The sequence below is a fragment of the Herbaspirillum sp. Sphag64 genome, from assembly GCF_014192645.1.
Lineage (GTDB): Bacteria > Pseudomonadota > Gammaproteobacteria > Burkholderiales > Burkholderiaceae_D > Herbaspirillum.
The window spans coordinates 1-13,424 of the sequence record NZ_JACHYE010000010.1 but is presented as its reverse complement, the minus strand read 5'-3'; the positions used below and the strand labels follow the sequence as shown (position 1 = coordinate 13,424).

The window sequence follows — 13,424 nt, the reverse complement described above, 5'->3', positions numbered from 1 at the left end:
CCCTCCGTGCGGCGGTTGTTGTCAATGCTGTCCTCGTGGCAGCAGGTAGTCCCCATTGCCCGGGCTGGCTCTCCCTTCTGGCTCGGGCAATGGCTTTTTGATTTCACTCTGGATGACAAACGGACGCGCTACTCGCCATGCTACAAATCCTTATCAACGGTCTCATCCTCGGCTCAGCCTATGCGCTTATTGCGCTGGGACTGACTATGGTTTTCAGCATCATGCGCGTGGTCAATTTCGCGCATGGACAAATGTACATGCTCGGTGGCTTCGTCATGTATTACCTGTATGGCCAATACGGCCTGCCGTTCTGGCTCGCTCTGCTAATGGCCGGCATCACGCTGGGCGTGATCGGCATGGCCTTTAACCGCTGGCTGTTTCAGCCGGTGCTGACGACCTCCAAACGGGAAGAAAGCAGCATGCTCATGGCAGTCGGTACCGCCTTGCTGCTAGAAAATGTGGCGCTCTCCGTCTTCGGCGAAAAGCAGCGCGGCGTACCGCCTCTGATTGACGGTGTGCTCATGCTCAACGACGGCGACGCCTATCTGCCCTACTCCAATCTGTTGGTGGCGCTGCTGTCGATCGGCTTCATCATTGCGCTGCTGCTGTTTGTGCAATTTACCAAACCGGGTCGCGCTTTGCGCGCCGTGGCGCAAGACAAAGAAGCTGCGCTACTGCAGGGCGTAAACGTCAAGTTCATCACCACGCTCGGTTTTGCCATCGGCGCTGGTCTGGCCGGTATCGCCGGTGCGCTGCTGGTGACGCTGTATGGCGTCAACACCGGTGTCGGTACCAATATCTCGACCAAGGCCTTCATCATGATCATGATCGGTGGCGCCGGTGTGACCTCGGGTGCGATTGTGGGTGGCTTTGTGCTCGGCATGGCCGAAGCGGTTGGCTATGAACTGCTACCCAGCAGCATGACCTATCTGCTGATCTTCGTCGCCATGATCGTGTTCCTGGTCTTTAAGCCCAACGGCTTGTTTGGCAAGCCCTGGGGCTAAGGTCAACCATGCTGTCATCCTCTCTTTCTCTGCTTGTTCCCTGCTTTTGCGAGGCTCCATGAAACAAGAACAACGTCGTGATTTCTCCACGATTCTGATCATTCTGGTGGCGCTACTATTGCTGCCACTCTTGCTGGGCCAATCACGCTACCTGATCTCGGTGCTGATGAACTGTGCCGGTGTGGCTGTCATTGCCAGTGGTGTCTGGCTGACCTTCTGTATTGGTCGTATCAATATCTGTCAGGCTGGCTTTGCGCTGATCGGTGCCTATGTCAGCGCGATCCTGATCATGAAGGCTGGCTTCAATGTCTGGCTGGCACTGCCGCTATCGTGCGTCGTGGCAGCGCTCTGCGGTGCGCTGATCGGCAGCGTGATCCTGAAGCTCAAGGGTATCTATTTTTCGATGCTGACGATCTGTCTGACCGAAGCGATTCGACTGGCGTTTCTCAACGGCGGCGAGTTGACCCAAGGCGCAAAAGGCATCACCGGTTTGCCGCAAGCGTTTGCGACCGACTCGCCGCTACCACTGTATTACGTGGGCGTGGCCTTGCTGGCACTGGCGCTGGCAGTGGTGTGGCGCGTGCATTATTCGCGACTCGGGGGCATCTTCCGCGCCATGCGCCTCAATGAAGATCTGGCCGAAAGCTTTGGCGTCAATGTCTGGCGCTATCGCATCATGGCCTTCGCGATTGCCTGCGGCCTCGGTGGTCTGGGTGGCGGTTACTTCGCGCTGTTCACCCAAAGCGTGTATCCACAAAGCTTCACGGTGGAGCACAGCATTTACTACATGCTGTATTGCTTCCTCGGCGGGCTCGACTATGTCAGCGGAGCCATGATCGGTGCCTTCGCATTGACGATCCTGTTTGAGTTGCTGCAAGACTTCCAGCAATATCAATCACTGATCTATGGCGTGCTGATGATCGTGGTCATGCTGACGCTACCCAATGGCCTCATGGCATTGCGTGGCTGGTCGTGGTCGCTACCGCTGCACAAGGACAAAGGAGTCGTCAAATGATGACGAGCACACCATCGAGCACCGTCATCCTGCAAGCCAGTGGTTTATCCAAACGCTTTGGCGGCCTGCTGGCCAACGATGATATTTCACTCTCGCTCGGCACCGAAACGGGCAAAGTCACCTCCGTGATTGGCCCCAACGGCGCGGGTAAAAGTACCTTCTTCAAAATGCTGGCAGGATTTTGCGCACCGAGTACGGGTAAGGTTCATCTGTTTGGCGAAGACATCACCGGGCTGGCACCACATAAAATTTCCGCACGCGGACTGGTACGCACGTTTCAGGAAACCACCATCTTTCCTGAACTAAGTGCACTTGAACACGTCGCCCTGGCGCGCCAGTTATCACGCCGCGCCAATGACCTGCAAGTCTTTGGTGGCACTGCCGCCGCCCGTCGAGATGAAGAACGCATGCGCGCTGATGCACTGGAAATTCTGCGCTTTCTGGATCTCGGCAGTGTCGCCGACAGCGTCGCCAAGACCTTGCCGCACGGCTACCTGCGACTACTCGGTATTGCCATGGGCATGGCCGCGAGCCCCAAAGTATTGCTGCTAGACGAACCCTATGCCGGGCTCAACCCGGACGAAACCGACCGCGCCGTGGAACTGACGCGCAAGATCGCCGCCAGCGGTGTCTCCATTCTGCTGGTCGAGCATGACATGAAGGCCGTCATGAAGATTTCCGACACCATCCACGTACTCTACTTCGGCAAAAAAATCGCCGAAGGCACCCCCGAAGAAATCCGCAACAACGAGCAAGTGATTGAAGCTTATCTCGGCAAGGAAGATGAGGATATTGGTCTATGAATACCGTCGTCGACACCAACACTGCTGCAGATACCATTGCAGCACCAGCACCAGCGGCAACGCCTGCACATCTGGAACTGCAGCAGGTTTCACTGAACTACGGCCAGGTACGCGCGCTGCAGGATGTCAGTCTGCGCGTCGACACCGGTAGCGTGGTGGCATTGATCGGTGCCAATGGCGCCGGCAAGTCCTCCACCCTGCGCGCCATTACCGGGCTGTCATCGGTGCATCAAGGTCAGGTACTGCTTAACGGCAGCAATGTTACCGGCACACCGGCACATAAGCTGGTCGAAATGGGTGTAGCGATGGTGCCGGAAGGTCGCCATGTGTTTCCGTTCATGTCAATCAAGGACAACCTGCTCATGGGCGCTTACACCCGCGCCGACAAGGGCGGCATTGCCGCCGATCTGGAGCGCGTGCTGACACGCTTCCCGCGCCTGAAGGAACGCTTTAGCCAGCAGGCATCGAGCCTCTCTGGCGGCGAACAGCAAATGGTGGCGATCGGGCGCGCGCTGATGGCCAAACCACGTCTGTTGCTGCTCGACGAACCGTCGCTGGGCATTGCCCCACAGTTCATCCGGCAGATTGCCCGCACGATTCTGGAGATCAATCGCGATGATGGCGTCACCATCATGCTGGTCGAACAGAACAGTCGCATGGCACTGATGATTTCGCACTATGCCTACATTCTCGCCACCGGCCGTATTGAGCTGGAAGGCGCATCGCGCAGCCTGCTCGATCATCCCGATATCAAACGCCTGTACCTGGGCGCCTGAAGAACGACTACAAAACAGTGAGAAACCCGCGTGAAAATCAACATCGTCAATCCCAACACCACCGCCAGTATGACGGCCAAGATCGCAGACTGTGCGCGCCAGGTTGCTGCCCCTGGCACCGAGATCTGGGCCTGCAATCCGCACTCGGGTCCGGTCTCCATTGAGGGACATTACGACGAAGCCATGTGCCTGCCCGGGCTGCTGCAAGAAATCCGCCGCGCCGAAGCTGCCGGTGCTGATGCCCACATCATTGCCTGCTTTGGCGACCCCGGCCTGACTGCCGCACGTGAGATTGCCAGCGGCCCGGTGTTTGGCATTGCCGAATCCGCGATGCATGCAGCCAGCTTTGTGGGCAGTCATTTCAGCATCGTCACCACGCTAGGCCGCACCCGCGGGATTGCCGCCCATCTGGCCGAACGCTATGGCATGGAACGCTTCTGCAACAAGATCCGCGCCTGCGAAATCGCAGTACTGGAACTCGATAACCCCGCCTCGCAAGCCTATGCCTCCATCGTGCAGGAATGCCGTCTCGCGCTGGAAGAAGATGAGGTCGATTGCATCGTCCTCGGCTGCGCCGGCATGGCTGACCTGTGTCAGGCCATCAGCGCCGAGCTTGGTGTGCCGGTGATTGATGGCGTGAGCGCTGCGGTCACTTTTGCCGAGAGCATGGTGCGCTTGGGATTACGCACCAGCAAGCGCGGCGAGTGGGATTACCCGTTGCCGAAGGTGTATCGGTGAGAAGCAGTGAAGAGCAGTGAGGAGAACTAGTACACGACAGACAACGTGAAGACACCATGATTGTTTGCCAGATTTTGATCAATCTCACGCTGCGATAAGGGGCGGCTGAAGAAATAACCCTGAATCAGCTTACATCCCATTTTTTCAAATAACTGTACCTTGGCGAGGTCTTCCACACCTTCAATCACACAACTCAGACCGAGATCTTCACACAAGGTCAGCATGCTGCGCACGATGGCATGGTTAGCCCTCTCAAACTCGGTGGCGATGGCGAAGGTACGATCTATCTTGATTTTGTTGACCGGTAATTGCTGCGCGGCACTCAGGGTCGAACCACCAGTACCGAAATCATCGAGCGCGATGCTGGCGCCCCAGTCACGTAATTTCTGAATCGATTGCCTTGCCTGATGAAGATCGTCGATGAAAGCCGTCTCGGTCACTTCAAATTCAATGCGTTCAGGCGGGAAGTCATATTGTCTGACGATGTTCAGGATGCGATGCGCAGCATCTTGCGAGGCAATATTGTGTACTGACAGATTAAAGCTGATCCAGTACTGTGCAGGCCAACGACTGGCTGCCTGAAGCGCCTTATGCAGCAGCACTCCGGTAATGCTGCAAATCAGACCGCTGGTTTCAGCAATCGGGATAAATTTGGCTGGGGAAATCGCCCCAAGAATAGGACTCTCCCATCGTGCCAATGCCTCAAAGCCAACGACCCGCTTTGTGGTGATATCAACGATCGGCTGAAACACCATTGAGAGCTCGCTCTCCCAATCTGCTTCCCGCAGGCATTGCTCAATATTATTGCGGTGCTGCATGTCGATTTCGTGCTGGCGCGAGAAGATGGCAACATTCCCTTTACGATTTTTCTTTAAATGCCGCAACGCATATTCGGCACGGTCATAGACATTCTTGATGCCGTCATCCAGATGCGCATTGACCGCAAAACCGATTGCTGCTGAAATTTTGAACGATACCTGATTGATGTTCAAAGGCTCGGTGATCAAGGCGTTAACTTTCTCGCCGATGTGCTTGATGTCGGCGACACCAGCACCAACATTGAGCACACCAAACTCATCACCACCAACCCGCGAAACAAAGAAATCATGGGTCACCAACGATGCCAGCCGGTTGCCGATGATCTGAATCACCTGATCCGCAAACACATGGCCATAGATATCGTTGACGCTTTTAAAGCCATCCAGATTGATGATCCCGATCACAATAGTGCCCGGTGTGCCCTTTTTCAGCTCCTGGTTGATGAGCGCCTGAAAAGAACGTCGATTCGCCAGACCGGTGAGCACATCCAGATTAGCCAGACGAAGATTTTCCTTGCTCAGCTTGTCCATCATGGCATTCTGCAAGCCGAGAGAACGCATGGAGGTCACCATCTGTGCGAAATTCCGATAATGCGCAAACAGCACAATCGTCAGCGCCAGCCACACCAGCAACAGATTGATCCCGATTGCCATCAACACCGGTTGGTCGCGGGTCAGGAAAAATAAGGTAAAGGGGATCGCGACGATAAAGGTCACCATCATGGCGAGTCCGCGCGAGTTCATCAGGCAGACCGAACAGGCGGCCAGCGTGATACCGATGTAAAACGCGACATGACACTTTGCATACGCGTCACCATAGGGAAAAAGCGCAAAGGCCCATAGCGCAAAGGCCGTTGCAGCAGTTGCTCCCATGACAAATAGCTGGTGCAAATCCCTGGCGATTTTTTCATCCGAATGCGCCGTACTACGCGAGACACGAAACCAGTACACGCCACGATACAGCGCAAGCATACAAAACAGGAGCGGCAAATACAGGCTTAACCAGACAGGTGCGCAATCGTAATGGGTCCAGCAGAGTGCGGCGGTATTGATGATCAATGTGCCATACAGAATGGGAATTTGCTGCGCAACAAACTGGTGCTGTGCACGATGCAACGTCGGATCGGAATGAGCAGAGGTCAAGATGGTAAAGAGTAAGAAGTAAATAAAGCCGCACTACCACGACAACAGCCAGGATTGATCACGGACATCGCGCTGAACAAGCAAAAACGTACCAATTATCTTTTAAAAACGGCGTGTGATTTTAGCTTTAACATAAAATTACGAGACAAAGAGCGACGATAGCGACAGGAAAATCAAACCATCCCTACAAAAATGCGTTACCAAAAGCTGATTCTACGGGTTTTAAATACATTTTCTGGCGAATCCAATTGATCTAAAAAAGACATGTTGTATGCAGCAACTGGTCTCTACCTCCGGCAACCATGCTCCGCATCGAGTATGGCGAGGTATTGAAAAACGCGGATTCAGCGCGCTATGCCGCTAAACCGGATAGAAGGCTCACACGAAGGCTGCCTCTACGGCAACTTGCTGGAAACCACGTTCGATATCTCCACCGGCATACAAGCCTGTCTACAACTGATCTATACCAGCAGCTCGAACGCGAAGCCAATGAAGACGCCGAGACCGAGGACCAGGCTGTTCCCGCCATTGGCATCGTCCTGGCCGATCAATTGATGCGCCTCTCGATTGTCTCTGCTGGACTGTTGGGCGATGAGGCACGGCGGCAGGTGGGATGGTTGAACGAGTCGGAAACGACGGACGCGACAGTGTAGTCGATCCATTTCCGCATAGTAGAATTCAGTGCAGACTGCGTAGGAGCTACGTATCTGCACTGCGCGAAGTGAATGCGATGCAGAATCGGGTAGATATGCTCAAGCATTCCATATCGGTGCGCACCAGGTCTGGTATTGGCAATTTATTAAGTCATTTTCATTATTTCCAGAAAGACTTTTTCTATTGCGCTGAAGCACCTAAATGACATACATTACGTGACTTTTATTTATTCATAACATTAAACAAATATTAATCTTAAATTTTCGAACTGATGGATTATCAGAAATCAAGTAAAAATACCGGGTAGCTTGGCGACGGGATTGGAATTTATTGCCCTGTTATTCATTATTTTAATTCTGATTAAAAATCAAATATTCGAGAAATAAGGTTTTATATTTTTCAATTTAAAATATCTACACAGTCATGTTGATAAAGAAAATTCTCTTCCCGGCGATTACTGCATCATTACTCTTGCTAAGCGGCTGTGCCACGCCCAAGATGGACTACACTGACGGCCCATCAGCGATGGGGGGAATCAATTCCCAGTATGCCGTTCTTGGCTACGAAGGTGATATCAAGCCATTTGATCAGATCGGCATTGTCACCACTGACGGAGACATCCAGATACATGCGATTGATGGTAATCCTATTGCGTTGTATCGCACGTTCAAAATAAAAGGCTTTTATCCCGCGGGAAGATTTCAGCTGCATTTGCAGGATGGCATACACCTCATTACTGCTGGATTTGAGATCCGCGCAAATCCCTCGTACTGGTCGACTTCAGATCTGACCGTCCCTGTCGTCGTTACACGAGGCAAGGTGGTACATCTTTCCGTTTTACGCGACGGTAAAAAATGGAGTATTAATCAAACAGATGGCGCAGCTGCTTTGACATTAATTAGAAGTGATTTTGAAACGTTGAGTAAAAACCAATAAGCATGCTGCACGCTCCCTCATCAAAAATCCGAACCATGATTAAACACGCTTCCCTTGGCAGCACATTGGCGATTACCTTGTGCCTGCTTTCTCCTGCTGACGCTTCAGCCCAGCAATCAAAGCCGGAATGCCAGATCCAAGCGGGCAGCAATTTCACGGCGTCGATGTGTCTGACACGGGCGGTCGGGCTGGAACATGATTTGTATTCACTGATCGTTGACAAGGCGTTGATCTTTACCTTGACGGATGACTTCTCCGAAGATGTGCATCTCAAACACACCATTCCACCAGGAATGACCTTAGAACATCCGCTATCGAAAGCAGCGGGGACGCCAACAGTAGAAATTATCGGCGGCTGTGTTCCGCAAAGTAAAGACGGGATGGAAGTTGCTCGGCTCTGTAACTTCAGGTTCGGGCCGACGCAAGTGATCAAGGATGTTCGCTTTACGTTTGAGTAGTTTCGAGTAGCTTCGCATGCAGGTATGGACGGTCTTGGTCAACCGCCCATTCCATCTGCTCATCCCCCTAGCTCGCCATTGACATCGTACTGGCCGATCAAATGATGGGCCAGTCGATTGCGTCAGCAGGGTTGCTACGTGATGAGGCACGGCGGCAACTGGAATGGTTCTACGAGTCGGAAACGACCGGCGCCACGCTGTCGTCGATGCACTTCCGCAAATTAAAATTCAGTGCGGACTGCGTAGGCGCGACCTATCTGCACTGCGCGAAATTTATCGGCTTTATAACAAACGACTCCGTAGAATTCATTTCTTTTTCCTGGGAGAAAGAAATGTTTGTGTCATCTCCATCCAATAATCACTTTGTCAACGTTGGGAATCTGAACGCCTCCGGCCGCGGTCAGTCGATCATTAACAACAGAATATTCAATAACACCATAATTCAAGTGGCGAGTTCGACTGCCAATGCGCCAAACACTAGTAATACTCAGCACAAACGTGATTTTTCAGTACCGATTGATAGCAATCAGTGGCTTATTGACGCGATTCTCGATCGAGAACGGATTGAGGACGGTACGGCAGTTGAGACAACTGACTTTACTGCTGGAAGATTTGGTGAGGCTGAATGGAATGAAGCGGCACTAGCTGCAAATGATGAGACAACTGACTTTACTTCTGGAAGATTTCGTGAGGCTGAATGGGATGAAGCGGCACTAGCTGCAGAAATTATGAAGCAATGGCATGCAAGAAATGAGGGGCTTAATGAACCAGAGACAGCCATTCTGAATAGACATGGTTATCTCAACGGCCAAGGCTTCATGACCTGGAAGGCTCTGAAAGCATTGGGTGTCGAAATACCAGGCGGGAATTCCCAGCCGAACTTGCGGTGAGCAGAAGCAACGGTGATGCTAGAGCCAAAGCATAACTATAGAAGCCAGTTGAGACACATCCCCACAATGAATCTGAACTTGGGCGGTCTGTACCCGGATACCTTGTGTTGCATCCCCTTCTGTATTTCTGAGAAGCCCTGCGACGATCTGGCAATCTGGCAATCCGTACATTACAACATGGTGCAACATTCGCATCGGAACAGAGCCATCTTGGATCAAGTTCCGGCATTGCTGGTGATATGCCCTACACTCCAACTCAGCTCCCTATTTGTCGACTGTCATCCCGCTTTATAAGTCTCCCGACAAACCCGCCGTAACGCATCCGCAAACAATTGTTCAGCCGTCCGGTTGCCGCCTTCTGCGCGTGTAAATAACGCAATCGGTGGCAGCGTCCAATGGAATGAATACGGCACGATCGCCACGCCGGAAATACGCACCAGTTCTTCTGCAATATCGGCTGGCACAATCGAGACGGCATGCTCGTTGGCGACGATCATTTCACCGATCAGTTTAGATGAATAACTCTCTACAATCGGTGCCGGTGGCACCACATCGGCCGCCAGAAAAATCGCGGCAACCTGCTCGCGCAGGATGGTGTTGGGAGCGCCGAGAATCCAGTCGAGCTCGCGCATTTTGGCCCAGTCGAGGCGGATGCGGGCGAGTTGCCCAGCCAGTCGGCGGCTGGCAATCAGACGCGGTTGCTGGTGATAGAGCACTTCACAGTTGACCTTGCCAGTATCCATCGTGGCCGAGGCACGACCGAGCACGATATCGAGCGCATGGTCGTTGAGTTGCGCCAGTAACTGGTCGGTCGTGCCTTCGTGAATCGTTACCGTGAGGCGACGATCACCGTCGGGCAGTGTGCGCTGGATCGCGCTGGTGAGCATCTGACCTGAGATGAAGGGCGTGACGCCAATGTGCAAATGCGCACCATGCCCGGAGGCCAGCGTTTCCATGTCGCGCACCAGATGGCCGAGGTCTTGCATCATCGCGCCGGCACGCTCCAGTACCACCTTACCCAATGCGGTCGGTGCCATGCCGCGTACCGAACGGTCAAACAAGGGGGCACCGAACATGGCTTCCAGCTCGGAGAGCGCATTGGTAATGGCAGGCTGACTGCTGGCCATTTGCTCGGCCACCCGTGTGAGCGAACCGTGTTGCCTGATTTGCAATAGCAACATGAGGTGCCGCATTTTCAGGCGCGTGGTGAGCCTTCTTTGCAGCTCGCTGGCATCAAAACCATCCATCCGGCAATGCTTTCATTAGAAAAAAATGATGGAGTCATAATAAATCAAAATAATCTTCTTATGGCTGCTGCTTACACTGGCGACAAGTCAACTGCAATAACGCTTTTTGACGATTAACACTAGCCGGCCTTGAATCCATCAAAAAGTTGTCAAATATCAATATTCAAGACTGGACACCAAACCGCGATCGGGCCGAGCCCGGCACTCTTCTGGAGGATGCACCCATGAATATCAATGAACGCCAAGCCGCATTGGACTATCACGAATTTCCGACCCCGGGCAAACTGGCTGTCAACGCCAGCAAACCACTGGTGACGCAGCGCGATCTGTCGCTGGCGTACACCCCGGGTGTAGCTGCTGCCTGCGAGGAGATCGTGGCGGATCCGCTAAATGCTTTCCGCTTTACCGGGCGCGGCAATCTGGTCGGTGTGATCACCAACGGTACTGCAGTGCTGGGTCTGGGCAATATCGGCGCGCTGGCATCCAAGCCGGTGATGGAAGGTAAGGCAGTACTGTTCAAGAAGTTTGCGGGTATCGATGTGTTCGATATCGAAATCAATGAGACTGATCCCGACAAGCTGGTGACCATCATCGCCGGTCTGGAAGCGACTTTTGGTGGCTTGAATCTGGAAGATATCAAGGCGCCGGAGTGCTTCACGGTGGAGCGTGAACTGCGCAAGCGCATGAAAATTCCTGTTTTCCATGACGATCAGCACGGTACCGCAATCACCGTATCGGCAGCCTTCATCAATGGCTTGAAGGTGGTCGGCAAGGATATCTCCGAGGTGAAGGTCGTGACCTCGGGTGCCGGTGCGGCAGCGCTGGCGTGTCTGGACCTGATGCTCGATCTGGGCCTGCGTCTGGAAAACATCACCGCAACCGATATCGAAGGTGTGGTCTACGAAGGTCGTACCACATTGATGGACCCGGACAAGGCGCGCTTTGCCCGCAAGACCGATGCCCGTACGCTCGCCGATGCCATCAAAGGTGCCGATGTCTTCCTGGGTCTGTCGGCTGGTAACGTGCTCAAGGCCGAACATGTGGCCAGCATGGCCGCACATCCTCTGATTCTGGCGCTGGCCAATCCAACGCCAGAGATTCTGCCTGAAGTCGCACTCGCAGTGCGCGATGACGTGGTGATGGCAACTGGCCGCTCGGATTTTCCGAACCAGGTCAACAATGTGCTGTGCTTCCCTTACATCTTCCGTGGTGCGCTGGACGTCGGAGCAACGACCATCACCCGTGAAATGGAAATCGCCGCCGTCTATGCGATTGCCGGTCTGGCTGAGGAAGAGCAGAACGATGTCGTCGCGGCAGCCTATGGCAGCTACGATGTCCCGTTTGGTCCGCAATACTTCATCCCCAAGCCATTTGACCCTCGCCTGATCGTGCGCATTGCACCGGCAGTGGCCAAGGCGGCGATGGAAGGTGGCGTGGCAACGCGTCCGATCGCTGATCTGGATGCCTACGCGGAACAGTTGCAACAATTCGTCTATCACTCAGGCGCATTCATGAAGCCTTTGTTTGCGGCGGCCAAGCAAAAGGTCAGAGACGGTGGCAAATCGCGCATCGTGTTTACCGAAGGCGAAGACGAGCGCGTGCTGCGTGCAGTGCAGGTGATTGTGGATGAGAAGCTGGCACGTCCGATTCTGGTTGGTCGTCCAGAAGTGTTGCTGGCGCGAATCCAGAAGTTCGGTTTGCGTCTGCGTTTAGGAGAGGATGTTGAAGTCACCAGCCCGGATTACGATGAGCGCTTCCATCAATACTGGACTACCTATTGGGACTTGATGGCCCGTGAAGGGATCACCAAGGAAATGGCGCGCGTGGAAATGCGTCGTCGCCTGACCCTGATCGGCGCGATGATGGTGCGTCTGGGCGACGCCGACGGCATGATCTGTGGCACCGTCGGTGGCTATCACGACCATTTGCGTTACATCGATCAGGTAATCGGCAAGAAGCCAGGTGCCAATACCTACGCAGCAATGAATATCCTGTTGCTGGATTCGCGTACCATCGCGTTGGTGGATACGCATATCAATGACGATCCGACGGCGGAACAGATTGCTGAATTCACCATCGCCGCGGCCGAAGAAATGACATGGCTGAATCTGGAGCCGAAGGCAGCGCTGTTGTCGCGCTCGAACTTTGGTTCGGCCAGCTCGGCATCCGGTACCAAGATGCGTCGCGCCTTGCAGTTGATCACGCAGCAGGCACCACAGCTGGAAGTGGATGGCGAAATGCATGGCGACTGCGCACTGGATGAAGCATTGCGCCTGAAGATTTTGCCAACGTCGCGCCTCAAGGGTTCGGCCAATCTGCTGGTCTGCCCCAATGTGGACGCTGGCAATATTGCCTACAACCTGCTCAAGACTGCTGCTGGTAGCAATGTTGCGGTGGGTCCGTTCCTGCTGGGGGTGAATGCACCGGTGCATATCCTGACATCGAGCTCCACGGTACGCCGCATTATCAACATGGCAGCACTGACCGTGATTGATGCTAACCGCCCGGCCTCATCGGGAAATTAAACGGCAGCGCACGCTGAAGATTGCACGGTGTGGATTCACACCGTGCAACCGGTATCTTCATCTCGTACTAAATCGAAAGTGAAGACCTAATTGCAGTAAGCATCGTCCAACGCAACAAAAGACCACTAGCATCACACGCTTTCATTGAAGACTTCATGGAGGCGTTCAGATGATCATCAGTCCCCCATTCATTTTGCCGGTCGTCAAAGAAGACGATCAACTCCGCGTTAAAGGGATATCCACAGCGACTCCCCGACCAAGCGACGACGAGATCACAGAAAACGCCATGTGCCCAACTGCCAGCATCATGATTGGCGGCACCGGTGCAGAAGACGGGACCTTCCCGGTTGCGAGTCACCTGATGTGGCACAACGGCATTCATCTGCAAGCCAAGGACGCGGGTAGTCACGATTATCC

The 13,424-nt window shown here is 53.8% G+C and carries 12 protein-coding genes and 1 pseudogene; 11 read left to right on the top strand and 2 right to left on the bottom strand.

The window, feature by feature from the left end; translation table 11 throughout:
• Positions 1 to 137 precede the first annotated feature (137 nt).
• From FHW66_RS15260 to FHW66_RS15240, 5 genes are read left to right on the top strand one after another with little or no spacing between them, the layout of a single operon-like run.
• Complete coding sequence (locus FHW66_RS15260) at positions 138 to 1,004, top strand: branched-chain amino acid ABC transporter permease (RefSeq protein ID WP_183380678.1); 867 nt, start codon at positions 138 to 140, stop codon at positions 1,002 to 1,004.
• A 58-nt stretch (positions 1,005 to 1,062) separates the two neighbouring features.
• Positions 1,063 to 2,019 (top strand): branched-chain amino acid ABC transporter permease, encoded by a 957-nt coding sequence (locus FHW66_RS15255; RefSeq protein ID WP_183380677.1) that lies wholly within the window; start codon positions 1,063 to 1,065, stop codon positions 2,017 to 2,019.
• Positions 2,016 to 2,822 carry an ABC transporter ATP-binding protein gene (locus FHW66_RS15250; protein ID WP_221197019.1) on the top strand — a complete coding sequence of 269 codons (807 nt, stop codon included), beginning with the start codon at positions 2,016 to 2,018 and terminating at the stop codon, positions 2,820 to 2,822. The genes FHW66_RS15255 and FHW66_RS15250 overlap by 4 nt, the downstream gene beginning before the upstream one ends.
• The gene (locus tag FHW66_RS15245) at positions 2,819 to 3,598 is read left to right on the top strand and encodes an ABC transporter ATP-binding protein (RefSeq protein ID WP_183380676.1); all 780 of its coding nucleotides are present in this window, start codon (positions 2,819 to 2,821) and stop codon (positions 3,596 to 3,598) included. The genes FHW66_RS15250 and FHW66_RS15245 overlap by 4 nt, the downstream gene beginning before the upstream one ends.
• A 30-nt stretch (positions 3,599 to 3,628) precedes the next feature.
• Positions 3,629 to 4,336 carry an aspartate/glutamate racemase family protein gene (locus FHW66_RS15240; protein ID WP_183380675.1) on the top strand — a complete coding sequence of 236 codons (708 nt, stop codon included), beginning with the start codon at positions 3,629 to 3,631 and terminating at the stop codon, positions 4,334 to 4,336.
• 26 nt (positions 4,337 to 4,362) lie between these two features.
• On the opposite strand, the gene FHW66_RS15235 is transcribed toward FHW66_RS15240, so the two are convergent.
• Positions 4,363 to 6,297, bottom strand: coding sequence for a bifunctional diguanylate cyclase/phosphodiesterase (locus FHW66_RS15235; protein ID WP_183380674.1), 1,935 nt, complete (start codon positions 6,295 to 6,297; stop codon positions 4,363 to 4,365).
• A 1,077-nt stretch (positions 6,298 to 7,374) separates the two neighbouring features.
• Here FHW66_RS15235 and FHW66_RS15230 point away from each other — a divergent pair.
• The 3 genes from FHW66_RS15230 to FHW66_RS15220 all read left to right on the top strand — a co-directional run bounded on the left by FHW66_RS15230 (position 7,375) and on the right by FHW66_RS15220 (position 9,235).
• Complete coding sequence (locus FHW66_RS15230) at positions 7,375 to 7,887, top strand: hypothetical protein (protein WP_183380673.1); 513 nt, start codon at positions 7,375 to 7,377, stop codon at positions 7,885 to 7,887.
• A 2-nt stretch (positions 7,888 to 7,889) separates the two neighbouring features.
• Entirely contained in the window at positions 7,890 to 8,345 is a 456-nt protein-coding gene (locus FHW66_RS15225) for a hypothetical protein (protein WP_183380672.1), read from the top strand.
• A 101-nt stretch (positions 8,346 to 8,446) separates the two neighbouring features.
• Entirely contained in the window at positions 8,447 to 9,235 is a 789-nt protein-coding gene (locus FHW66_RS15220; protein WP_183380671.1) for a hypothetical protein, read from the top strand.
• A gap of 278 nt (positions 9,236 to 9,513) precedes the next feature.
• Here the strand turns inward: FHW66_RS15220 and FHW66_RS15215 are convergent, their stop codons facing one another.
• On the bottom strand, positions 9,514 to 10,482 hold the full coding sequence (locus tag FHW66_RS15215) for a LysR substrate-binding domain-containing protein (RefSeq protein WP_183380670.1): 969 nt from the start codon (positions 10,480 to 10,482) through the stop codon (positions 9,514 to 9,516).
• Here FHW66_RS15215 and FHW66_RS15210 point away from each other — a divergent pair.
• The 3 genes and pseudogenes from FHW66_RS15210 to FHW66_RS15200 all read left to right on the top strand — a co-directional run.
• On the top strand, positions 10,420 to 10,599 hold the full coding sequence (locus FHW66_RS15210) for a hypothetical protein (RefSeq protein ID WP_183380816.1): 180 nt from the start codon (positions 10,420 to 10,422) through the stop codon (positions 10,597 to 10,599). The genes FHW66_RS15215 and FHW66_RS15210 overlap by 63 nt on opposite strands.
• A gap of 107 nt (positions 10,600 to 10,706) precedes the next feature.
• On the top strand, positions 10,707 to 13,007 hold the full coding sequence (locus FHW66_RS15205) for an NADP-dependent malic enzyme (RefSeq protein ID WP_183380669.1): 2,301 nt from the start codon (positions 10,707 to 10,709) through the stop codon (positions 13,005 to 13,007).
• Positions 13,008 to 13,176: 169 nt separating this feature from the next.
• Positions 13,177 to 13,424: pseudogene (locus FHW66_RS15200) on the top strand (hypothetical protein); the annotation flags it as partial.